The sequence below is a fragment of the uncultured Chitinophaga sp. genome, from assembly GCF_937898475.1.
In the GTDB taxonomy this organism is placed as follows: domain Bacteria; phylum Bacteroidota; class Bacteroidia; order Chitinophagales; family Chitinophagaceae; genus Chitinophaga.
On record NZ_CALEJS010000010.1, the window covers coordinates 216,196 to 240,559 of the forward strand.

The 24,364-nt window shown below is 50.3% G+C and carries 19 protein-coding genes; 7 read left to right on the forward strand and 12 right to left on the reverse strand.

What is annotated here, in order from left to right:
- Positions 1 to 26 precede the first annotated feature (26 nt).
- From Q0577_RS01310 to pckA, 9 genes are all read right to left on the reverse strand, one after another.
- Positions 27 to 2,621, reverse strand: a complete 2,595-nt coding sequence (locus Q0577_RS01310) for a PKD domain-containing protein (protein ID WP_298732008.1) — start codon at positions 2,619 to 2,621, stop codon at positions 27 to 29.
- Between the two features lie 127 nt (positions 2,622 to 2,748).
- Complete coding sequence (locus Q0577_RS01315; protein WP_298732009.1) at positions 2,749 to 3,546, reverse strand: alpha/beta hydrolase; 798 nt, start codon at positions 3,544 to 3,546, stop codon at positions 2,749 to 2,751.
- Complete coding sequence (lnt, locus tag Q0577_RS01320; protein WP_298732011.1) at positions 3,530 to 5,170, reverse strand: apolipoprotein N-acyltransferase; 1,641 nt, start codon at positions 5,168 to 5,170, stop codon at positions 3,530 to 3,532. The genes Q0577_RS01315 and lnt overlap by 17 nt, the downstream gene beginning before the upstream one ends.
- 216 nt (positions 5,171 to 5,386) lie before the next feature.
- Positions 5,387 to 6,859 (reverse strand): IMP dehydrogenase, encoded by a 1,473-nt coding sequence (guaB, locus tag Q0577_RS01325; protein ID WP_298732013.1) that lies wholly within the window; start codon positions 6,857 to 6,859, stop codon positions 5,387 to 5,389.
- Positions 6,860 to 7,045: 186 nt separating this feature from the next.
- Positions 7,046 to 8,164 (reverse strand): DNA-processing protein DprA, encoded by a 1,119-nt coding sequence (dprA, locus tag Q0577_RS01330; RefSeq protein ID WP_298732015.1) that lies wholly within the window; start codon positions 8,162 to 8,164, stop codon positions 7,046 to 7,048.
- Between the two features lie 57 nt (positions 8,165 to 8,221).
- Positions 8,222 to 10,105: an OmpA family protein gene (locus Q0577_RS01335; RefSeq protein WP_298732017.1), complete on the reverse strand. Its 1,884-nt coding sequence runs from the start codon at positions 10,103 to 10,105 to the stop codon at positions 8,222 to 8,224.
- Between the two features lie 77 nt (positions 10,106 to 10,182).
- Positions 10,183 to 10,815 carry a 7-carboxy-7-deazaguanine synthase QueE gene (locus Q0577_RS01340; RefSeq protein WP_298732019.1) on the reverse strand — a complete coding sequence of 211 codons (633 nt, stop codon included), beginning with the start codon at positions 10,813 to 10,815 and terminating at the stop codon, positions 10,183 to 10,185.
- A 112-nt stretch (positions 10,816 to 10,927) separates the two neighbouring features.
- Positions 10,928 to 11,815: a bifunctional methylenetetrahydrofolate dehydrogenase/methenyltetrahydrofolate cyclohydrolase FolD gene (gene folD / locus Q0577_RS01345; RefSeq protein ID WP_298732021.1), complete on the reverse strand. Its 888-nt coding sequence runs from the start codon at positions 11,813 to 11,815 to the stop codon at positions 10,928 to 10,930.
- Positions 11,816 to 12,286: 471 nt separating this feature from the next.
- Positions 12,287 to 13,894, reverse strand: a complete 1,608-nt coding sequence (gene pckA, locus Q0577_RS01350) for a phosphoenolpyruvate carboxykinase (ATP) (protein WP_298732023.1) — start codon at positions 13,892 to 13,894, stop codon at positions 12,287 to 12,289.
- Between the two features lie 327 nt (positions 13,895 to 14,221).
- Between pckA and Q0577_RS01355 the strand changes: the two genes are divergently transcribed.
- The 6 genes from Q0577_RS01355 (at position 14,222) to Q0577_RS01380 (ending at position 22,029) form a co-directional block, all read left to right on the forward strand.
- Positions 14,222 to 15,514, forward strand: coding sequence for an aminopeptidase P N-terminal domain-containing protein (locus Q0577_RS01355; protein WP_298732026.1), 1,293 nt, complete (start codon positions 14,222 to 14,224; stop codon positions 15,512 to 15,514).
- 90 nt (positions 15,515 to 15,604) lie between these two features.
- Positions 15,605 to 16,384 carry a CDP-alcohol phosphatidyltransferase family protein gene (locus Q0577_RS01360; protein WP_298732028.1) on the forward strand — a complete coding sequence of 260 codons (780 nt, stop codon included), beginning with the start codon at positions 15,605 to 15,607 and terminating at the stop codon, positions 16,382 to 16,384.
- Between the two features lie 56 nt (positions 16,385 to 16,440).
- The gene (gene purS, locus Q0577_RS01365) at positions 16,441 to 16,686 is read left to right on the forward strand and encodes a phosphoribosylformylglycinamidine synthase subunit PurS (RefSeq protein WP_298732030.1); all 246 of its coding nucleotides are present in this window, start codon (positions 16,441 to 16,443) and stop codon (positions 16,684 to 16,686) included.
- Positions 16,687 to 16,780: 94 nt separating this feature from the next.
- Positions 16,781 to 17,455, forward strand: a complete 675-nt coding sequence (gene rsmI, locus Q0577_RS01370) for a 16S rRNA (cytidine(1402)-2'-O)-methyltransferase (protein ID WP_298732032.1) — start codon at positions 16,781 to 16,783, stop codon at positions 17,453 to 17,455.
- Between the two features lie 115 nt (positions 17,456 to 17,570).
- A complete protein-coding gene (locus tag Q0577_RS01375) occupies positions 17,571 to 19,436 on the forward strand; it encodes a M1 family metallopeptidase (RefSeq protein ID WP_298732034.1) in 1,866 nt (621 codons plus the stop codon).
- A gap of 226 nt (positions 19,437 to 19,662) precedes the next feature.
- Positions 19,663 to 22,029, forward strand: coding sequence for an ABC transporter permease (locus tag Q0577_RS01380; RefSeq protein WP_298732036.1), 2,367 nt, complete (start codon positions 19,663 to 19,665; stop codon positions 22,027 to 22,029).
- Positions 22,030 to 22,041: 12 nt separating this feature from the next.
- Here Q0577_RS01380 and Q0577_RS01385 read toward each other — a convergent pair whose 3' ends face one another.
- Genes Q0577_RS01385 through Q0577_RS01395 form a run of 3 tightly spaced genes read right to left on the reverse strand, consistent with a single transcriptional unit; the run spans position 22,042 to position 23,251 of the window.
- Complete coding sequence (locus Q0577_RS01385; protein WP_298732038.1) at positions 22,042 to 22,290, reverse strand: hypothetical protein; 249 nt, start codon at positions 22,288 to 22,290, stop codon at positions 22,042 to 22,044.
- Positions 22,291 to 22,303: 13 nt separating this feature from the next.
- Positions 22,304 to 22,672: a hypothetical protein gene (locus tag Q0577_RS01390; RefSeq protein WP_298732040.1), complete on the reverse strand. Its 369-nt coding sequence runs from the start codon at positions 22,670 to 22,672 to the stop codon at positions 22,304 to 22,306.
- Positions 22,673 to 22,693: 21 nt separating this feature from the next.
- Positions 22,694 to 23,251, reverse strand: a complete 558-nt coding sequence (locus tag Q0577_RS01395; protein WP_298732042.1) for an RNA polymerase sigma factor — start codon at positions 23,249 to 23,251, stop codon at positions 22,694 to 22,696.
- 185 nt (positions 23,252 to 23,436) lie between these two features.
- On the opposite strand from Q0577_RS01395, the gene Q0577_RS01400 reads away from it, so the two are divergent.
- On the forward strand, positions 23,437 to 24,339 hold the full coding sequence (locus Q0577_RS01400) for a cation diffusion facilitator family transporter (RefSeq protein ID WP_298732044.1): 903 nt from the start codon (positions 23,437 to 23,439) through the stop codon (positions 24,337 to 24,339).
- The last annotated feature ends 25 nt before the right edge of the window (positions 24,340 to 24,364 follow it).

Consider the following 24,364-nt stretch of genomic DNA (forward strand, 5'->3'; position numbering starts at 1 on the left):
GGCACTTCAGAAAATCAAATTATGCACTAACGTACAAGTGTAACAGTGCCTTTGCGCAGGAGGGTGTTGCCGTGGATATCCTTGCCCTGCACCAGCCATACATAGGTGCCTATGGGCGCCGGCTGCCCGTTGAATGTACCATCCCAGCCTTTCATATATTCCGTGTTGGAATACATCATTTTACCCCAGCGGTCAAACACGCGGAAGAAATCCATCTGTACAATGCCTACGGGCAGCGGACGGAAAATATCATTCAGCCCGTCACCGTTGGGAGAGAAGCCGGTAGGAATATAAATATCGGGCCCCACGATAAAACGCAGGTGTATATCATCACTGGCAAAGCAACCTTCTTCGGTATATACGGTAACCGTATAGGTAAAGTCGCGGTTGATATTGGTCCAGGGCGTATCTGTATTTGTATTGTTCAGGCCATCTGCCGGCGACCATACATAGTGCACGCCGCCGGTGGCGTGCAGCTGGAATGGCTGATCCCTTATCAGGATGGTATCATTACCCGCAAAGGCCGGGACGGGTGGCGTTACATTGATGCGAACGGTATCGTTTACAGGTTTGGGACATCCCAGTATATCCCTCACCGTTACAATAAAATCTGTGCTGGTCAGCGGCCTGGCTGTGGTAACAGCACGCGTGGGCGAGCTGACTGCCTCAGCTGGTGTCCAGGTGTAAATGCTGCCGCCGCTGGCGCTGAGTGTTACACGGTCTCCATAACAGATGGTGGTATCTTCTCCGGCATAAGCATTTGGCGGATCCACCACGCGGTAATTCACCGCATCGCGTGAGCTGCAGGAGCCCAGTGTAACCTGCACTGCATAGGAAGCAGCGGGCGCCGGAGGCTTTACCTGCGCTTCACTGCTGTTGCTGATAATGCTGTTATTGCTGAGATCATACCAGGCAAAGGCATAAGCGCCATCTGCCTGCGCTTTGAGCGATAAGGTGTCACCGGTACAAACAGTACTGTCTGCCGGACCATACACCAGCAAAGTGTCTTTCACATCAATGGCTACACGTTTACTGTTTACGCAACCGGTAACATCCGTAAAGGTCACGGTGTAGGCGGTATCAACATCAGGGTTAACGGTGGGGGTGGCGGTATTGGCGCCGGTGATGAAATAATTGCTGGGCGTCCAGGCATAGCTGCCGTTCACAATACTTTCTGCACGGAGCTGCATGGCATCTTTATGGCAAAGTGGCGTATCGCTGGTGGTGGTCAGCGGCGGCCTGTCGTAAATGGTAATGGAGTCATAGATGGTGCGCTCGCAGCCCTGCTGGGTGCGGATAAGCAGCTGCACATTGTATTGACCCGGGGTGCTGTACTGGAACACCGGGTTTCGTGCAAGCGAAGTATCGTTATCGGCGCCGGGAACGCCAAAGTCCCAACGGTAATAGTTAATGGCGTCATTACGGCCGCTGGTATTGGACGTGTTCTGAAAACGGGTAGGCTGCGTGGTACACAAACCGCTGAAGGTAAAATCAGGTCGTAATAACGGGAATACATATACGGTAGCGGTGGCGCTGTCGCCGCAGGCGCTGTTACGGTCTACATAAAGCTTTACAGTATAAACGCCGTCGTTACGGTACGTATGTTTAATGGTATCCAGGCTGGTGGTGGTGCTGTCGGTTCCATCGCCAAAATCCCAGTAGTAGATTTTGCCGGGTGTACTGTTGTTGACGAAGTTGATGGTGTAGCCGTTACAATCGGCGTACTTTTCGGGCATGGCGGCTGTCACCAGGCGGGTACAGGTGGTTACGGTAATATGGAAATCTTTACGGTGCGTGCCTATCAGTGTGCCATTGCGATACTCGCCTACACAAACGGTGATCACGTATTTACCGGCTGGTGGTGCTATACCGGAGATCACCCCGGTTTTCGGATCAATAGAGGCCTGGCTGCCTAAAGGGAAAGAACCGTTATATGGATTTTTATAAGGAACAGTAGAATAGGGAGGCCCCGCTGCTGCCGGTGGTATTCCGCTCTGGTTGGTAGTTTGTCCGCCGCCATATGCATCGCAGAAATAGTAGGAGAGGCTGTCCCCGTCTTTATCTGCGGCAGAAAAATCGTACGTGAACTTCTTACCTGCGCATACTACCACCGCCAGGTCATTGGCAAATACAGGGCTGGAACTGCCGATGATGCCGTTGTTTCTGCCGGGTAGCTCTGTATAGTAAGTAGCGCCGTTACCCGGACGGTTCGGGTTATTGGGCACATGGGTGTCTATAACGTTCTCTATGAAGTTGTCACGGCAGCAGCTCTGGAAGGCCACGGTATAGCCCAGGTTATTGTCGTTCACTTCGATCACTCCTTCGTACAGGCCTATTTCAAAACAGATCGTGGGCGGGTTTACGATACAGGGATCCACCTGGCCCGATGTAACGGTTTGCACCGGGCCGCTGCGGTTCACCAGCTGCAGACCGGTACGCACGCCATTGTCTTTGCTGAAAACCGCAAAATACACACTGGGAGGCATTTCTGCGATGTTGCCGCCATGTTCGCACACGCGGAACAGCTTTAGGGTGATCTGGTAACGGCTTACGCCACTCTGAGGAGAACCCAGGTACTCGTAATACATTTCACCTCCAATAATATGAGACGCCCGTGCCATGCACACACAGGTAAGGCATACTATCAGGAGAGAAAGATGTTTCACGAACGTCAAAAAGGGTTTAGAAGTTTAAGGTTTGAGCGTTTGAAAGAGCACTTGTTAGGTGCCACCTTCAAACTTTCAAATGTCACAATTGGCAGTATTCAGCAAAGTGCTGCAATGCCAGCGAGCACTCATCCGCCACTTCCCACATGCCCATGTGCCCTGTGTTGTCAAAAATATGGATGCTGCTGCGGGAGGGCAGGGTTACCTGCGGTAACACACTTTCCATAGGCACAGCGGTATCATCTTTTCCTATCTGGAACAGTACCGGTGCGGCGATCTTTTGCAAAACTGTTTTCCGTTCCGGCCGTTTTATCATTGCTTCATAGTAGGCGATAAGCGCCTCCACTTTGCACTGCATGCCCAACTGTATCAGTGCGTCAACCAGGGCGGGCTGTTCTCTTTTGGTAGCCGGGCTGAACATGCCTGGCATTGCCTGGCGTACAAAAGCCTCACTGCCATATTGTTCCATGAGTTTAATGGACTTACGCCTGGCTTCCTTCTTTTCTTCGGTATCTGCTGCGGCGGTGGAATGGATCAGTCCCAGGCCCTGCACCAGGTCGGGATATTTCTCTGCAAACGCCAGCGCAATGTATCCTCCCATAGAGTGGCCCGCTATCACAGCTTTGTCAATCCCTTCTGCTAACAGTATGGTGTGTACGAAATCTGCCATGCTCTCAATGCTAAGCGGGTAGGTGAGCGGCGAATTACCGCTGCCGGGCAGGTCGGGCGTAATTACGGTAAACTGCCCCTTCAAATGCTTTTGCTGCCGTTCCCATACAGTACTGTTTTCCGGGAAACCGTGAATCAGTACAATGGGGGCGCCTTCTCCTGTTAGCTGGTAGGCGCCTATGGCATCCTGATGGTTAATTTCCTTCCACATATCCTTTCCTGTTAGTGAACCGCAGAACGGTCGAGTAAACTAATAACAATATACAAAATATCACTGCAGCCTTTGAAAGAAGGTCACCATACTTCACATAGAACGTAAAAGAGTGTGCTGGTGTTACATTGGCCTTTATCACGGCCTCCTCCCAGTATGGCTGGGCCTGCCGTATCTGCCCCATCGGGTCAACAAAGCAGGATACCCCGGTATTGGCGCTGCGCGCTATCCAGCGGCGGGTTTCTATGGCCCGCAGCCTCGCATACTGCAGGTGCTGCCGGTGCCCCTCCGTACGCCCCCACCAGCCGTCGTTGGTGATGATGAACAGTAGGTTGGCGCCCAGTCTTACATGTCTTGCAACAAATTCGCCATAAATGGACTCATAACATATAGTGGGAAATGCTTTCAGCTGTTCTTCCGGGTTTTCCAGTATCTCCACGCCCGGGCTGCGGCCATAGCTGCCGCTGATGCCGCCCATATCCAGGGCCCAGCTTTCCATAAAGGAGAGATAGCGGGAGTAGGGGATCAGTTCTACGCCCGGCACCAGGCGGGACTTATGATAGATCTGTATGGCAGCAGAAGTATCGATCTGCAGGGCGGTATTGAACGCATCGAAATAGCCGCCGTTTTCCATTTTCCTGGCAGAGTAGGGGGCTTCATCCTTACTGGTGTAATGTTTCAGCGTGGTGGCGCCGGTAACGAGTTTGGCCCTTGGGTATTGCTTCAGCAGATCCCGTATGTCCTGGATCACAGGCTGTTCGTTCAGCGTATGTTCCCAGGCGCCGTGCGGGAACAGTGCGGTTTCGGGCCATACGATATAGGCAGTATTGCTATCTGCCAGTTCCTTTGTGAGCCGGATAAATTTTTCCAGCTGCTTTCCTTCTGCGCCGTCCGCAAATTTATCGTACGGGTCAATATTGGGTTGTACCACCACAATGGGCAGTGTGCGGCCTTTGGGTACGTTCAGGATGTTAGTGTTGGAAAAAAACACCACGCCGCTTAGCAGCAGGGGTACCACTATGGCGGCAGCTGGTTTCCATCCTTCTTTCCAGAGGGCATCTGACAGCGGAGCGGGATAATTGCGGCCTTTCTGCCAGCAGCTGTACAAGGCAATATTAACGCCTAGTATCCACAGGGTACCTCCGCTGGCGCCCGTGTATTCATACCACTGTATCCATCCCGGGTGCATGGCAAAAGCGTTGCCCAGCGTGAGCCATGGCCAGCTCAGTTCCCAGTTGAGATGTATGTATTCAAACGTTAACCAGTATACGATGAGTGCGAAATAACTGAGAGCGTAACCAAAGCGTTTGCGGCTGCTCTTGAATCCCATCCAGGGAACGGTCATGATCAGCGCATTGGTGATATTGGCCAGTATGCCGCTCACAGGAACAGTGGTATTGCCAACCCACCAGGTGGTGCCTGCGTTCCATATAAGCATGGCCAGGTAGATACAGCCAAAGTAACCCCAGCGGTTTTGTACCAGGTCTGTAAGGTACAGCAATGGTATAAAAGCGAAGAAGATCAGCAGTGTGAGCGGCGAGGTGGGCCAGGCCGCCCACAACAGCAAGCCGCTGCCGATGCTCAGCAGCCAGGGAAGAAAAGATGGGAATCTACGTTGAGCCATATATCATGCAATAGTTTTCAAAAATAAGGTATTGATGTTAACAGGGCGTGAAAAATCGATGGATGAAAGTCAGCAGACGACGGGTCGATCGTGCATGGAATAAATGGAATAAATAGAAAAGAGCCGGGAAATTTCCCAGCTCCTTTACATTTTATTTAGTCTGAACATTTCTCGCTTACATTACTGGCATGGAGCATTGATCATGGGCTCTATACTCTACCTGCTGTAGTTCGGCGCTTCTTTCGTGATCACCACATCATGCGGGTGGTTCTCTTTCACGGTTGCCGGAGTGATCTTGATGAACTGTGCCTCCTGCAGGGCTTTAACGTCTTTGGAACCAGTGAGGCCCATACCTGCACGCAGGCCGCCAACAAACTGGGTGATCACTTCAGACAGGGTGCCTTTGTAGGGAACGCGGCCTACAATGCCTTCCGGCACCAGTTTCTTGATATCGTCCTCGTCCTGGAAATAGCGGTCCTTGCTGCCTTCCAGCATGGCTTCCACAGATCCCATACCGCGGTATGATTTGAATTTACGGCCTTCGTAAATGATGGTTTCGCCGGGGCTTTCTTCCACACCTGCAAAGATGGAACCTGCCATGATACAGGAAGCGCCTGCTGCCAGGGCTTTCACCATATCGCCGGTATAGCGGATACCACCGTCTGCGATCACCGGTACGCCGGTTTTCTTTAGTGCTCCGGCGGCGTTCATGATGGCAGACAATTGCGGGAAACCTGCACCGGTCACTACACGGGTGGTACAGATGGAACCGGGGCCTACGCCTACTTTAACAGCGTCTGCACCAGCGTCTACCAGGGCTTTGGCGCCGTCTCCGGTAGCTACGTTACCTGCTATCACCTGCAGTTTGGGGAATGCTTTTTTCAGTTTCTTCAGGCTGTTCAGCACTGCAATGGCATGACCATGAGAGCTGTCTAGACAAACAACATCCACACCCACCTGTATCAATGCCGATGCACGATCCAGTACATCGCTGGTGATGCCGAGGGCGGCGCCTACCAGGAGGCGGCCATATTCGTCCTTAATGGCGTTGGGATAGCTGGTGAGCTGCAGGATGTCGCGGTAGGTGATCAAACCGACCAGTTTACCTTGCTTGCTTACTACGGGCAGCTTTTCGATCTTGTATTGCTGTAATATTTTTTCCGCCTTTTTCAGGTCAGTGCCTTCAGGAGCGGTTACCAGGTTCTCTTTGGTCATCACATCACTTACCAGGCGTTTGGCGTTCCTTTCAAAGCGAAGGTCACGGTTGGTAAGGATACCTACCAGTTTCCTGTTCTCATCTACGATCGGAATACCGCCAATACCATTCTCTTTCATGAGCTGTAATGCCTGCCCGATGGTGGCGCTGGCTTCCAGCGTTACCGGGTCCAGTATCAGGCCGTTCTCACTACGCTTTACCCTACGTACCTGTTCTGCCTGTTTCTCAATGCTCATATTCTTGTGCAGTATGCCAATACCACCTTCCCTTGCAAGCGCTATAGCCAGGTTGGCTTCAGTAACCGTATCCATGGCAGCAGATACCATGGGGATGTTTAGCTTAAGTTGTTTGGTAAGTTGGGTGGAGATGTTTACTTCACGAGGCAATACTTCAGAATAGGCCGGGACCAGGAGGACATCGTCAAATGTAAGGCCGTCATCTACAAATTTCGGTTTATTTTTCCCTGCAGGCATGGTGCAATTATTTGTCTGTTTAAAAATAATTGCACGCAAATGTACGGCTATTTACTGAATTAGAAAAAAATGCTGAAGGACGCGGGGGGAATGCAGAACGCGGAACGTCAATAGCTGAAGGATAAAGGGCTAATGCTGAACATATTATGCATTTCGCATTAAGCGTTCCGCGTTCTGCTTTCCGCATTAAGCGTTCACCGTAAGCCGGTATCGCTGCCCCGGCATGCTTTCAATCATATTGTGCATTTCCAGCTGCAGCAGTGTATTGGTAAGCCGGCTGCCCGGCCACGGGCATTTGTGCATAAGTTCATCGAGATGTTGTTCAGTGGATTCGTTGAAAAGAGATACCACCTGCTGCTCATCTTCATTCAGCGTCAGGAAGAGGGAGGGCTGACGCACGGCAGGTTTAGGTTTAAGAGCGGTGTGCCAGTTCATGAGTAACAGTACATCTTCTGCGCTCGTAATAAGCGCTGCCTGGTTGGTTTTAATGAGTTCATTACAGCCGCCGGAGAAAGGATCTGTTGTTCGCCCCGGAACAGCCATCACATCCCGGCTATAGCTGTTGGCGATTTGTGCGGTGATCAGGGAGCCGCCTTTCAGTCCGCTTTCTATTACAATGGTGGCATCAGACATACCGGCTACGATCCTGTTCCGTTTGGGAAAATTCTGTTTATCGGGCAGGGTCATGCTCATGAAATCCGTAAGCAGGCCGCCGTTCTCCAGCATGGCGGTGGCGGTAGACCGGTGTGCCGCTGGGTAGATACGGTCAAGTCCATGCGCCAGTACGCCTATCGTGCACATCTGGTGTTCAAGGGCTGCCTGGTGTGCAACGATATCGATACCATAGGCAAGTCCGCTCACCACTGTAATGCCCTCTGCCGCCAGCCCGGCAGCGATCTCCCGGCATATTTCCCTGCCATACCTGCTGGGGTTGCGGGTACCGATGATGTTTACGATCCTGGGTGCATTCAGGTTGGCATTGCCTTTAAAGTACAGCAGTAAGGGGCTGTCTGCACAATGGTGGAGCCGATGCGGATACCCGGGGTCTGTATAGAAAAGCGGCTGGATGTCAAACTTCTCAATAAAGCGGAGCTCCTGTTCTACACGCTTAAAATCGCGGAACTGTTTGATGGCGGTGGCGCGTACAGCGCCTATTTCCGGCAGGCGTTCCAGTTCACGCTGCCGGGCCTTGAAAATATCGCCGGCGCTTTCAAAATGAGTGATCAGCTTTTTAGCGGTAACATCGCCGATCTGGGGGATGCAGGTAAGGGCTACCTGGTAGAATAATGCTGTAGGCTCAAACATGGACGTTCTTTACTTTTCACTAAGTTAAGATTTCCCTCAAAGCCCACAAAACATTGATCAAAGGCTGATTACTTTAAACTCAGTTCTTCTGTTTTGTGCTCTTCCTTCTTCCGTGTTATTGTCTGCTACGGGTTTTGTTTCTCCGTAACCTTTGGCGCGCAGGCGTGAAGCGGCGATGCCTTTTTGTGTGAGATAGTTCACTACGGCTTTTGCCCTGTTCTCAGACAGCAGCAGGTTGTCTTTATCGGCGCCTACATTATCTGTATGTCCGCTGATCTCAGTAACCAGTCCGGCGTTATCCTGCAGTAGTTTCACCAGTTTGTCCAGTTCAATCCGGGACGCTGGTTGAAGCGTGTATTGTTTGCTTTCAAAGAAGATATTGTGCAGTACGATCGTGGCATTGGCTTCGATGGGCTGCAGCGGAATATTCTTTTCAGGAGGCGTGGCGGTTTGCTCCTGTGGCAGTGAAAAATTATCTGAATAGAACAGGTATCCGCGTTTGTTCACGTTGAAAGCATAAGATCTTCCGAGTGGTAAAGGCACCAGGTACTGGCCGCTGTCGTTGCTTTTTACCAGGGCTACGGTAAAGCCGCTTTCCAGGTCGGTAAGCTCCATGTCGGCGCTGAGGCGCTGCTGTGTTTTGGCGTCGTAAACATAACCTCTCACATAGCGCGTGGGCAGTGGTCTGGCATCAGGGTACAGCTCAAAGCTATAGATATCAAGTGCGCCGCGGCTGTCTGAGCGGTCTGAGGCAAAGTAGGCGGTTTTACCATCTGCCGCTACGATCAGGCTGGCGTCTTCATCTATAGTATTGATCGGATAACCCAGGTTGGTGGCAGGGCCCCAGCTGCCATCTGCCTGGCGGCGGCTGTAAAAGATGTCCATACCTCCGTAGCCGGGATGGCCGTTGGAAGCGAAGAACAAGGTCTGGTTATCTGCATGTACAAAGGGAGTGGTTTCGCGGCCCCTGGTATTGATAGTGGGACCCAGGCGTTCTGCCGGCGCCCATTGTCCGTTGGGCAGGCGGCGGCTCATAAAGATATCGGTGCCTGCGTCTGGTGTTTCCCTGGTAAAGTAGAGCGTTTGTTTATCGGCAGACAGGCAGGGTTGTGATTCCCAGTCGCGTGTATTAACGGTAGCGCCTATATTCTGGGGCGCCTGCCAGCCATCTTTCGTTTTGATGGAGTAGTAGATATCGCAGCTGCCTTTACCCTCGGGGAACTCGCAACCCGTGAACACCAGCATTTCACCATCCTGTGATATCTGCTGTGCGCCTTCATTGAACGCGCTGTTCACCGGTTCACCCATGTCAGTGGCGGCCTGCCACTGGAGGCTGTCACGTTGTGAAATAAAGAAATCTTCATTCTTGCCATTCACACGGCGGGTAAAGATCAGCGTTTTATCGTCGATGGTAAGGCTGGGAAAATATTCCGGATCTTTTGAGTTGATATGGTCTCCCAGGTTATGCGGTTCAAAAGGCACCTGCTGTACCGCTGCCTGCACGGCAAATTCGTAATTGGTCTTTAAGCCGGCGGCTTTTGGGTTGTTGGTTTTACCAGCCATCATGTACTGTTCGATCTGCTGCAGGGCCGCCTGGAATTGCCCGGTTCCGGCTAAAGCGCGGGAGTAGGCTACCAGTGCGGGGCGCAGGGCGTTGCTGTCCAGCTGTTTCAGTTTTTCAAAGCTGTTGATGGCCTCTTTGTATTTTTTCATCGTCACATAGGTGATACCCAGTTGCCCGTAAGCATCGGCAAAATTGGGCTCAATGCGGATGGCTTCCTGCAGATAGCCAACGGCTGCAGCATCGTCATAATCCCTGACGGCCAGGATCGCCTTATCAAAGCTGGCCTGTGCTTTTTTCTTGGCGGTTTCGTACGTTACGGTCTGTGCCTGAACGAAGAGGCAGCTTAACAGGATATAGCTGAGGAATATAGATCTCATGTGCAATGTGCTGGTAGTGGATTAACGCGAAGATATACATTAATATTTTCCTTTATCAGCACATTGGTTCGTTACCCTTATGGTACGTTGATATACTTGTGGATCTGCAGGGAAAGTTCCCACTGGGGGTGATCTTTAATGTAATCGATGATCAGCGGGGTCATTTCAGCGGCTTTCTCCCATTCTGGCTGCAGGTAGAGTTTGCAGTGCTTATTGGCCATGGCGGCATATTTTTCTGCCCAGGCAAAATCTGATTTGTTGAAGATCACCACTTTCAGTTCATGTGCTTTTGCACAGATCTCCGGCAGGGGAGCTTTGAATTTCTTGGGGGATAGGGTGATCCAGTCCCATTGTCCGCTCAGCGGGGAAGAGCCGGAGGTTTCCATATGGGTGCGGAAACCGCGTTTATGCAGTGCCTTGCATAAGTCGTCGAGCTTATGCATTAAGGGCTCTCCGCCGGTAATAACGGCGATGCGGCCGGGGTAGCGGGCAGCTTCATCTGCCAGGCTGTTTACGTGCTGCAGCGGATGCCGGGCAGCGTCCCAGCTGTCTTTTACGTCGCACCAGTGGCAGCCAACATCACAACCGCCCAGGCGTATGAAATATGCTGCTCTCCCCTGGTGGTAGCCCTCACCCTGAATGGTGTAGAACTGTTCCATCACGGGCAGCATGTCTGCCTGAACAGTAATGTGTGTATCTGCCGTTGTCATTCTTGATATTTATAGTTTGAAGGTGGCTTACTCGCATGAACACCATCGAACTTCTAAACCCTTTAACTTTCAAACTTTTCTCAAAGGTCCTTATTTTTTTATGTCTGTGGCCTTAATTCATCAGCACTTTCTGTCCCAGGGAAGCGTGGTAGGTATTTTTCAGCAGGGCTGCGATGGTCATGGGGCCAACGCCGCCGGGTACCGGGGTGATGTAGCTGCATTTAGGCGCTACCTCATCAAATTTCACATCACCTATCAGGCGGGAGCCGCTCTTCTTGCTGGCGTCCGGAATACGGTTAATACCTACGTCAACCACAACGGCCCCATCTTTTACCATATCGGCCGTTACAAAGTTGGGTTTGCCGATAGCGGCTATGATAATATCTGCCTGGAGGCAAATCTCCTTCAGGTTGGCCGTCTGCGAATGGCATAAGGTGACTGTGCAGTTACCCGGATAGGTGTTCCTGCTCAGCAGTATGCTCATGGGCGTACCTACAATATGGCTGCGCCCTATCACCACGGCATGTTTGCCTTTGGTGGCAATATTATAGTGCTCCAGCATGAGCATGATACCGTAGGGCGTGGCCGGGATGAAGGTAGGTAGGCCGCTTACCATTTTACCTACGTTCATGGGATGGAAGCCATCCACATCTTTACTGGGATCAATGGTATTGATCACCAGTTCTTCATTGATATGTTTAGGAAGAGGCAGCTGTACGAGGATACCGTCAATATCGGCATTTTCATTCAGGAGGGTAATATTGTCCAGCAGGTGTTTCTCTGAGATCTGTTCGTCAAAGCGTAATAACGTGCTGTTATATCCTATTTCAGCACAGGATTTTACTTTGGACGCAACATAAGTTTCACTTGCCGGATTATTGCCAACCAGGATGGCTGCCAGGTGAGGTATTTTTTTCCCGGTGAGCTTTAATTCAGTCACTTTGGTGGCCAGCTGGGCTTTAATCGCCTCTGATACAAGTTTACCGTCTAAAATTTGCATGCGCAAAGGTAAGATTAAATAATAATAAGGTAAACAGCAGCCTGCTGAAGAATCTTAATGAAAGAAAAGGAAAGACGAAGTAAAAGAAATGGCAGCAATGATCATTAAACCTTATAATACTTACCGGAGAAACGCTGATGAGCAGGAAAAGGGGCGGGAGGATGGGTTCGGCGTAAGTTCCGCAAAACAAGTTCCTGTGTCAAATCATTACGATGAATTACTGGAACTTGTTTTGCGAAGCGGTGGAATACGCTATACGTGAACTTACAGTTGATGGTTTAGTGGAAATTATAAAAGCACAAGGCCTACAATATAGGCATATTTTTTAAATAGTTAAATTTTCTACAAATTTTTTTTAACCTTTTTGCTAAAAATCTGAAAGCAATCGAAACTATGTTGTAACGGGTATCTGCAGAACTGAAAGCAATTATAACGGTAATGCCTGCTATTCAGCACTTTAATACCTGATGGCTATATGGCTACCTTCGGTGCTGCTGCCAGGATATGCGCCGGTGTCTGGGCGGCATACTTTTCAAAGTTCTGTACAAACTGAGCCGCCAGGTTGCTGGCCTGCCTGTCGTACGCAACGGGATCAGCCCAGGTGGTGCGCGGGTCCAGCATATCTGCTGGTACGCCGGGGCACATTTCCGGAACGGCAAACCCGAATATGTTATGCTCCTTGTAAGCCAGCTTGTCCAGTTCTCCCTTTAAAGCCGCTGTGATCATCGCGCGGGTGTACCGTAGTTTGATACGCTCACCAACCAGGTAAGGACCGCCGGTCCAGCCGGTATTCACCAGCCATACATTTACCTGGTGGCGCTGCATTTTTTCTCCCAGCATCTGCGCATATTTAGCGGGGTGCAGCGGTAGGAACGGCGCCCCGAAGCAGGCACTGAAAGTAGACTTCGGCTCTGTGATCCCCGTTTCGGTACCTGCTACGCGGGCGGTGTAACCAGAAATGAACTGATACATGGCCTGCTCGGGCGTAAGCCGGGATATTGGCGGCAATACGCCGTAAGCATCGCAGGTGAGGAAGAAGATATTTTTGGGGATACTGCCAATGGATGTTTCCAGTGCGTTGTCAATATAATATAGAGGATAAGACACGCGGGTATTCTCTGTGATGTCCTTATCCGCATAATTCACTGTTGTGGTGCCTGGGTAAAACCCGATATTTTCCAGCAGCGCTCCCTGGCGGATGGCATGGAAGATCTGCGGCTCATGTTCTTCCGTCAGGCCAATGCATTTGGCATAACAGCCGCCTTCAAAATTGAAAACGTTGGTTGCAGACCATCCGTGTTCGTCATCTCCTATCAGCTTACGATCAGGATCTGCGCTCAGGGTGGTTTTACCGGTGCCGCTCAGGCCAAAGAAGATTGCGGTATCGCCGTCTTTGCCCTGGTTGGCGGAGCAGTGCATGCTCAATACCCCTTTATAATGAGGCAGTTCATAATTAAGAATGGTGAAGATACCTTTCTTGATCTCGCCTGTGTAGGCAGAGCCGCCGATCAGGATCATCTTCTTTGTAAAGTTCACTACAGAGAAGTTGTGCTGGCGGGTACCATCTGTGGCTGGATCGGCCAGGCATCCCGGAGCCTGGATGATGGTCCAGTCATTATCCTGGTATTCTACTTCCTCTTCGGTGGGGCGAAGGAACATGTTGTAGGCAAACAGATTAGCCCAGGGTGTTTCTGTGATCACACGGATATTGGTACGGTATTCGGAATCTGCGCAAGCGTAGCAGTCCCTCATCCATACATCCTTCCCGGAAAAATAATGGGTGATCCTCCGGTACAGCATATCAAAGAACTCCGGGGTAATGGGTTGGTTAAATTCGTTCCAGTTAACAGTGGCGGCGGTATGCCCGTCCTTCACAATGAATTTGTCTTTGGGGGATCTGCCGGTAAACGCTCCGGTATTAACAGCCAACGCTCCGTTATCTGCCAATATGCCTTGCCGGCGGGCTATTGTTTGTGCAACCAATTGGCTGGGAGAAAGCTGATGATAAATGTTGGCTGTATCTGCTATTCCTAACTCCCGCAGTTCAGCTGCAGGATTTCTTACGCTGCTCATTTGCATACAGCAAGATTGTTTTGGTGTAATAGCAAAACTAGGGAATTTTTGATATTTTCAAATTTACGGCCCCTGTTTTGGCTAAATTTAGTTATTATGAAGTGTTTACAGGCTTTATATTGAAAATTATCAAATGGATTCGATTACAGGATAACAAATTCCAAAATCTAAACTCCCACACCAGATTCCTGCCCCCAATACAAATTCCTGGCAACAGCCACTAATATCTCCGCATTTTTTTGGAATTTGGGTTTTGGAATCTGGGATTTGGAATCTCGGATTTGGATTTTGGAATTTAAAAGTAGCTTTGAACCCGCTAAACATTAAACAATTATGAAGTATTTGCCTTTGGACCCGCAGCTCTTTGTGAAAAACCGTCAGCGCTTTACTGCCAAAATGCAACCGCAGTCTATAGCCATTTTTAATTCGAATGACGAACTGCCTTCCAACGGCGACGCACTCTATACCTTTAAACAGAATTCGGATCTCTACTGGCTGACCGGTATTGTTCAGGAGGATACCATGCTGATACTCTACCCGGATAATCCTGATCCCAAGTACCGCGAGGTACTGGTGCTGGTGCGCCCCAATGAAATGAAGGAGAAATGGGACGGTCACCGCCTGCGCAAAGGGGAGGCCGAAGCTATCTCCGGTATCTCCACCATCGTATGGCTGGACAGCCTGGACCCCCTGCTGCAGCAGTGGATCCACGAGGCGGAAAACATTTATCTTAATACGAATGAAAATAACCGTAAGGCCAGCCTGGTACCTGTGCGGGATTACCGCTATGCCGAAGAGCTGAAGGCACGGTATCCCCTCCATCATTACCTGCGTGCAGCCCCGATCTTGAAGGCCACCCGCGTGGTGAAAACGCCGGAAGAAATAAAGGTGATGCAGCAGGCCATCGATATTACGGAGAAAACCTTCCGCCGGCTGCTGGGCTTTATCCGTCCGGGCGTGTGGGAGTATGAGATCCACGCAGAGATCTTCCATGAATTCCTTCGCAACAGGGCTACCGGGGAAGCCTATAATTCTATTATCGCCAGCGGCGACCGTGCACGTATACTCCATTATATAGCCAACAACCAGGAGTGTAAGGACGGAGAGCTGATCCTGATGGACTTTGGCGCTGCCTATGGCGGTTACAATGCAGATCTTACCCGTACCGTGCCGGTGAACGGACGCTTTACTCCCCGCCAGCGCGAGGTGTATGATGCCTGTCTGCATCTCCACAACTACGCAAAATCTATTCTCAAACCCGGCATCACCATTGCGAAATACCATGAAATGGTGGGCGTGGAAGCCGGGAAGGCATTTGTGCGGCTGGGACTGCTGACAGAGTCAGACATCAGGAACCAGGACCCCGAAAGTCCGGCCTATCGCAAGTACCTGTACCACGGTATTTCCCATCACCTGGGAGTGGATGTACATGACCTGGCCCCCTCTTTCCAGCAATCTATTCCCGAAGGCGCCGTGCTAACGGTAGAGCCGGGCATTTACATAGAAGAGGAGAAAATGGGCATACGCATAGAAAATAACATCTGGATTACCGCCAATGGCAATGTAGACCTGATGAAGAACATACCTATTACCGCAGATGAGATTGAAAGTCTGATGAAGAAATAGCAGGGTTGTCCGTAATAGTTTCAAATAATTTATTATCTATGTGTAAAAATCACCGCAATAATGTTTTAACTGCGGGCCGATGACTGTAAAATGAAGCAGCTTTCTAACGTCCTTACATTGGGAAACCTCTTTTGTGGCGCTCTCGCCATTATTTTCATATTACATGCGCCGCAGTATATCGCGGAGTTTAACGGTATTGAATATACGGTGACCAATCCGGAGCCGGTATACTGGGCTTCCGGCCTGGTAGTGCTGGCGGGCGTGCTCGATTTTTTTGACGGCCTCGTGGCCCGCTGGCTGGGCATACAATCGCCCATGGGCAAGGAACTGGATTCACTGGCAGACGTGGTTAGCTTTGGCGTCGTACCGGGCATGATCCTGTTCCGCCTCCTGCGCAGCGCCTATATGCAGCAACCAGATGTGTTCGATGTATCTTATTTCAACCTGGCCCCGGCCTTGCTGGTGCCCTGTTTTGCGGCGTACCGCCTGGCCAAGTTCAATCTTGATACGCGGCAATCAGACTTTTTCATAGGAGTACCTACACCTGCGGTAGGCCTGCTGGTAGCCTCTTTTCCACTGATCCTGTTGTACAATTCCTTTAACCTGGGGCCCTGGCTGCTGAACATCTGGGTATTGTACGTGGCAATTGTGGTACTCTGTTACCTGATGGTGGCAGAAATACCAATGATCAGCCTCAAGTTCAAAAGCCTGCGCCCTGCAGAGAACTGGCCGCGACTGCTGCTGGCATTGTTGGTGCTGGCGGCCATCCCGGTACTGCATTATGCCGCCGTACCTTTTGCATTCATTTGCTATGTGGTACTCTCGCTGGTAGCGCCCCCCGGAAAGATCAGCGCTCCTGCAGGGAACTAAGCACTTGACAACTCTCAACTATTTTAGTTAGGTTTGCACTCAAAATTTTTAGCACAATGACATTTACTGCGCACATTAATGTGATGCCACTGAAAGAATTGCTCGACCCACAGGGTAAAGCGGTGATGAGCGGTTTGAAGAACCTTGGTCTCGGACAGGTACACGATGTAAGGATCGGCAAACACATTACCCTGCAAATAGATGCCGCTTCCAAAGAAGAGGCCCAGCAGCTGGCTGAAAACGCCTGTCAGAAGTTACTGGCCAACCAGGTAATGGAATTTTTCGAAATAAATATTCAATAAGCTATTGGCTGTTAGCTGTTAGCTTTTAGCCGTTAGTTCTTAGCTACGCACAAAAGCTGACCGCTAACCGCTGGCAGCTAAAAGCTAACAGCCGATGTCCAAGCTCTTCATCGTTCCTTCTCCCATCGGCAACCTCGCCGACATTACTTACCGCGCTGTAAAAGTGCTGGAAGAATCGGAACTGATCCTGGCAGAAGATACACGTACCTCCGCCGTACTGCTGAAGCACTATAATATCAACAAGCCACTTACTCCCTATCATCAGCATAATGAACATAAAGTGCTGCAGCACCTCTTGCAGCAGCTGCAGGCAGGTAAAACCATGGCCCTGCTAACAGATGCGGGAACACCTGGTGTTTCTGATCCCGGTTTTCTCCTTGTACGGGAATGTATACGCGCCGGCGTGCCTGTAGAATGCCTTCCCGGCGCTACCGCTTTTGTGCCCGCCCTGGTGGTGAGCGGTATTCCCATGAACCGGTTTACATTTGAAGGTTTCCTGCCTCTTAAAAAAGGCAGGCATACCTTGTTAACAGCACTGTCACAGGATGAACGTACCATCGTTTTCTACGAATCTCCACAACGCCTGGTGAAAACGCTGGAAGACCTGATCCAGTATTTTGGCGCTGCACGGCCCTGTTGTGTATGCCGTGAGCTCAGCAAAATGTTTGAAGAGCATGCACGTGGCAGCCTTGAAGAGGTGCACGCCCATTTCAAAGATAAGGGGGTAAAAGGGGAGATCGTGGTAATAGTAGGGGGAAGTAGTTCCTGAAATGCCCGGTCCCGTATGCCACATCCCGGAAATACGCAGATATGCGCGCCCATCATTTCGAATTTGGGATTTGGAACCTGGAATTTTTAATTTGCATTATTAAACCAAGCATTGGATGAAGTTATCTATCGCAGGAGCAGCATTGCCTGTATTATTACTGGCAGTCAGCGGGCTGTATGCACAGCCCGACCGTTGGCAGCAACGGGTAAACTATACCATGGACGTAAAGATGAATGTAGAGACCAACCGCCTCAACGGTAAACAACGGCTGGAGTACAGCAACAACTCCCCGGATACGCTCTACAAGGTATTCTATCACCTCTACTGGAACGCATTTCAGCCTAACAGCATGATGGATGTACGCAGCCGCGAGCTGGGTAAGAAAGCGCTGCCCAACGGCCGCCAGGACTGGGATGCCCGTGTACGTGACCGCATCTCCAAGCTGCAGCCGGATGAGATAGGCTACCAGAAAGTGCTGTCACTGAAACGCGATGGCCGCCCCCAGCAGTTTAAAGTGGTGGAGACTATCCTGGAAGCGAACCTGGACAAACCCATCCTGCCCCACTCCAAAGCCGTGTTCGATATGGACTTTGAAGCCCAGGTGCCCGTGCAGATACGCCGTAGCGGCCGTTATAACTCAGAAGGGGTAGACTTTTCCATGGCACAATGGTATCCCAAACTTTGCGAATATGATTATGAAGGATGGCATCCCACTTTCTATGTGGCCCGCGAATTCTACGGTGTATGGGGTGATTATGATGTAAAGATCACCATCGATAAAAAATATGTGATCGGCGGTACCGGGTATTTGCAGAATCCCAACCAGATAGGCCATGGTTATGAAGCGCCGGGTACGGTGGTGAACCGTCCTCCGGGCAATACCCTTACCTGGCATTTTAAAGCGCCGAATGTGCACGATTTTGTGTGGGCCGCAGATCCGGACTATAAACACATTACCCAGCAGGTAGACAGCTTTACAGCACATTTCTTTTACCTGGAAAATGAAACGACGAAAGAAACCTGGCCGAAGCTCGCTAAAATGGTGCCCAAAGCCTATGAATATATCAAAGCGCATTACGGGCCTTATCCCTATAAACAATATTCGTTCATACAGGGCGGTGATGGTGGCATGGAATATCCCATGGCTACCCTCATTATGGGCAATGGTAAAATGAGCGGCCTCTATGGGGTGGCCATGCATGAATGGATGCACACCTGGTACCAGATGATGCTGGGCACCAACGAAAGCCTCTACCCCTGGATGGACGAAGGCTTTACCTCCTTTGCAGAAGACAATGTGATCCACAATACCATTGACAGCCTGCAGGCAGAAAATGCCCAGGCGGGATCTTATAATGGCTACTTTGCTTTGGTAAGAAGCGGGCTGGAAGAACCCATGAGCACACACTCCGATTTCTTTGACACCAATTTTGGTTACAGCACCACTGCTTACGCCAAAGGCGCTGTGTTCCTGGAACAGCTGGGGTATATCATCGGTACGCAGAATCGCGACAAAGGCTTGTTGCGTTACTACTGGACCTGGCGCTTCAAACATCCCAACGCCAATGACTTTATCCGGGTAATGGAAAAGGAGAGCGGCCTGCAGCTGGACTGGTACCGTATGCTGTTTGTAAATACACTCAAGCATATTGACTACGGTATTGATACCCTGTACGAAAAAAATGGCAAAGCGGTAGTGCGCCTGCGCAGGATCGGCGATATGCCCATGCCCATTGATCTGATGGTAACCACCACAAACGGATCAAAAGTGCTGCACTATATTCCATTGTCACTGATGTTCGGTGAAAAACCGCAGGAAGGTAATACCAAACGCATCACACACGAATGGTGGGCATGGACGCATCCTACCTACGATGTAGAACTGGGTGTTCCCCTGCGGGAGCTAAGCCTCCTGGAGATCGATCCCAGTCAGCGTATGGCAGATATAGACCGTTACAACAACATGATCAAGATACAATAAGCATAAGTTTTAAGATCAACAGGCATGAGGGCCTGGCAGATAAGTGCATCCTGTCAGGCCCTCATGCTTTTCTTTTCCGGTGAAAGACCATGCATGCTATGATTCCGGACGCTCACTGTCCTTTAACGGACATATTAAGGTGCGTTGCGCTTTTAAATAACTGGTAATCACGGTATTTTTTTATTGGCATATTTTTAGGCCACTGAAGAAGCAAGTACCACCGGTTATGATAAAGAATTATTTCAGGATCGCATGGCGCAACCTGGTCCGCAATAAAGCTTTTAGCACCATCAATATACTGGGCCTGGCGCTCGGTCTGGCCTGCAGCCTGATCATCATGCTCTGGGTGCAGGATGAACGTAGCGTGGATGGGTTTCATGTTCACGGTAAGCAATTGTACCAGGTGTATGGCCGCTGGCTGTATGATGGTAAAGTGGAGGCCAACTACACCACACAGGCCCTGCTGGCCGACGAGCTGAAAAGAGTGATACCGGAAGTGGAACACGCCAGCAGCCTGGAGCACATCTGGGGCAAAACTTTCCAGGCGGGCACTACTATCGGTAAGATGAATGGCGGTTCTGCCGGTGAGGACTTTTTTAAGATGTTCAGCTACCCGCTGTTACAGGGCACACCTGAAACCGCGCTGAATGCACCGGGCGGTATCGCTATATCACGCAGAATGGCGGAGTTCTTCTTTGGCAGCAGTGCGAAAGCCATTGGTAAACCCATCCGTTTTGAAAACAAGCAGGACCTCACGGTAACGGCTGTATTTGAGAACCTGCCTGCTAATTCATCTCACCAGTTTGATTTCTTAAGGACATGGGTAGACTATGTGAAAGAGAACCGCTGGGTATATAACTGGAGCAATACCAGTCCGGCTACCATGGTACAGCTAAGGGCCAATGCCAATCCCGCCAAAGTACAATCCGTCATTAAGGATTTTGTATACCGCTACCAGCGCAAAGACCCGGCAGTTACCAATGAGCTGGCCCTGCAACCTTTTCTTGAAACCTACCTGCACTCCAATTTTAAGAATGGTCACATTGAAGGCGGACGCATTGAATACGTGCGCCTTTTCAGCATAGTAGCGTTTATTATCCTGCTGATCGCCTGCATCAATTTCATGAACCTGGCCACCGCGCGTTCTGCCAAGCGCGCCAAAGAAGTAGGTGTGCGCAAGGTGATCGGGGCGTACCGCTCTTCACTGATCCTGCAGTTTACCGGCGAAGCATTAATGATCACTGCATTTGCAGTTGTGCTGGCGGTGATCATGGCAGCGGCTTTATTACCGGCATTCAACCAGCTCACGGGTAAACAATTATCGCTGCCGCTAACGCAGCCCTTGTTCTGGGCCCTGCTGGCAGGCCTGTTGCTCTTAACGGGATTAATAGCCGGCAGCTATCCTGCATGGTTCTTATCGTCACTGCAGCCGGTACGTGTGTTGAAAGGCAGTTTAAAGTTCAGCTGGAGCGCTTCCTTCTTACGTAAAGGCCTGGTGGTTTTCCAGTTTATGCTTTCCATTGTCCTCATCACAGGAATGATCGTGATCTACCGCCAGATAGACTACACGCAGACCGCCAACCTTGGCTACAACCGCGAGAACCTGATCTATATACCGGTGGAAGGAGAACTGGTCAATAAATACGCCTTGTTTAAACAGGAGGCGCTTAATATGCGTGGTGTGCTCAGTATATCGAGAATGAAAGAATCTCCTACGCAGATCAATCACCACATAGGAGATGCGGAATGGGAAGGGAAAGATCCCGCGCAGGCAGTGTTCTTTGCCGATGCGGTAGTGGGCTATGATTTTGTGAAGACGATGGGCCTGCAGCTGAAAGAGGGCCGTGATTTCTCCCCGGCATATGGTACAGATTCCGTCAACTACCTGATCAACGAAACCGCCCTGGCAAAGACGGGTTACACAGATCCCATCGGCAGAACCATGTTGTGGGGCAATCGCCGCGGTCAGATCATTGGCGTGCTGAAAGATTTTCACATCAACTCCATGTACAAGGAAATAGAGCCGCTCCTTATCCGGCTGAGTGAACAGGAATCCTGGGGGAATATCCTGGTGCGCACCCGCGCAGGTAAAACCAGGGAGGTGCTCGCCGGACTTGAAAAGCTTTTCAAAACGCTGAACCCAAAATTTACATTTACCTACCAGTTCTCTGATGAGGAATATGCCAGGCTATATCACAGCGAGCAGGTGGTCAGCAAATTGTCTAACATCTTTGCTGCTCTGGCTATTTTCATTTCATGCCTGGGATTGTTTGGGTTGGCCGCTTTCTCTGCAGAACAACGTACACGTGAGATTGGTGTGCGTAAAGTAATGGGCGCAACTGTAAGCAATATCTTCACATTGTTGTCTGCCAGTTTCCTGAAACCCGTTGCCATCGCCATGTTCCTGGCATTTCCCCTGGCCTGGTATGCAACGGATCGCTGGCTGCAGCAGTTTGCCTATAAGATCAGCCTGGAGTGGTGGATGTTTGCGGTGGCCGGGTTACTGGCGATTATCATTGCCATGCTGACAGTAAGCTATCAAAGCGTGAAAGCGGCGCTGATGAACCCTGTAAAAAGTTTGAGGGTGGAATAGGGCGGCTGTGTGTTATTCCAGTATTTCACACAGAAATCCATGCTGCCGTACAAACGAGATCATCGTGTACTCGTCTACTGTCATACCGGTGATGCGCAGCACTTTATCGCAATCTTCCAGGTCTACATAGCAGCTGTCTACATCAAAATGATGCTTTATTACATTGATCATGTACTGCCTGTCCTCACGGGTAGCTATATTGGTCTTGAAGATACCTGTCATAGCAAAAGGTTCAGTGTGTTTAAGAATGGCGTGTAGCATAGTAATATGTTTTTTACTGTTCTTCGCTTGTTGTACCGGGTGTTTCTTTTCTGTCTTCCCAGAAACCGCCGCCAAAGCGCTGGCGGCAGCGTTCTCTCATTTCTTTCATTCTTTCACGCTCTTCAGGCGTCATCGCCTCCATGCGGCGGCGCATCTTTTCTTTCCAGTCTCTTTTCCATCCGCCGTGGTGGCCGTGCCAGCCGAATAGTAATTTGCCGAGCAGTAACAGGCCCAATGCCTGCCAGAAGTTAATATAGGGGCCATGGAACAGGCAGGGTATCAGCCAATTCCAGAGGCTCATTACAACAAATCCAATCAGGGTGAGGAAGAGTATGCCTAAGACAATGAATTTAAGCACACCTAATCCTGGTTTACGTCTCATGATATCGACAGTTTACTTTAGTTAGTTATTTAATAGTTCCTGGTACAGTTCCGCCAGCCTTTCCCGCAGGTATAATACGGCATAGCGTTTACGTGACAACAGGGTGTTAATGGACAGCCCGGTTTCGGCAGACATTTCCTTGAATGATTTGCCTGCTATTTCGTGCTGCAGGAATACTTCCCTTTGTTCGGCCGGTAGTTCGTCTATGGCCTCCATAATGGTTTCAGACAGCATTTTCCGCAGCATGGGCGAATCTGCTTTGGCGGAAGGATCGGCTAATATTTCCGACAGGAACAGCGTTTCTTCTCCTTCAAACTCCATGGTGTTGTCAGAAAAGGTAGTTTCCCGTTTTTTACGGAACCAGTCGGTGATCTTGTTCCGTGTTACGGCAAACAGCCATCCGGTAATGGAATCTATCTGGCTGCCCAACCTTAAATACTCGGTGAACTGGTAGAACACATCCTGTAAGATATCTTCCGCATCCGCTACATTATTTACCCGTTGCCTGATAAAATGTAACAAACGCTTGCGCTCCTTCTGAACGGTCTGCTGTATGCGCTCGTTTTGTTCTAAGGCCATAGATGTTTTTGTAAGGAGCAACTCTTTCATCTTAGTTAGGAAGACGAAGGAATTGGCCTGATATTTTATCGAACAGAAAAAAAGTTTGAAAGTTCGAGCGTTTAAGTGTTTGAAGGTGTCCAAACAGGTAGGACGTCCTTCAAAGGGTCAAACCTTCAAACCTTTAAACTTTCCTAAATTTACGTATGTCACATGATCATTCGCACGGCCTGCCTTCCGGCAGTGCTAACCTGAACAGGGCCTTTATCTGGGGAATTGTGATGAACCTGGGCTTTGTGGTCATAGAGTTTGTAATAGGAATTATCACTGATTCCCTGGCACTTATCTCAGACGCAGGGCATAATCTCAGCGATGTGGCCAGCCTGGTGCTTTCGCTGCTGGCTTTCCGCCTGGCGCGCATCAGGCCTAATTCACGTTATACCTACGGCTACCGTAAAAGTACCATTTTGATCTCGTTATTGAATGCCCTTATCCTGCTGGTGGCGGTTGGCGCCATTGGTTATGAGGCCATACGGCGTTTTTCCCTCCCTGCGCCGGTGCCCGGTGGCACCATGGCCATTGTAGCCGCCGTCGGTATAGGAGTTAATGCGGCCTCCGCCTTCCTGTTTTTCCGGGATAAGGAGAGCGACCTGAATGTAAAAGGGGCCTATCTCCACCTTCTGGCCGATGCGCTGGTATCGCTGGGCACAGTGATAGCCGGCCTGCTGATAATAGGTACCGGTTGGTATTGGATAGACCCGGTGGTAAGCCTGCTCATTATGGTGGTGATCATTGCAGGCACCTGGAACCTGCTGCGTGACAGCCTGCGGCTATCCCTGGATGCCGTGCCGCCGGGTATTGACATTAACCGCGTCAGGGAACTGGCCCTGCAGATACCTGGTATTAAAGACATCTATCACATTCATATCTGGGCTATGAGCACTACAGAAACGGCCCTTACAGCACAGGTACTGGTAAATGAACAACTGAAAAGAGAGGAGGTATCCCGGCTCAAGAAAACCCTGCGGCATGAGCTGGAGCACCTGGGTATCAACCATATTACCCTGGAAACAGACAGCGGTGAGAAGGAAGAGAATATTCCATTGTAGCTTGGAAACACGGGGGATTTTACTT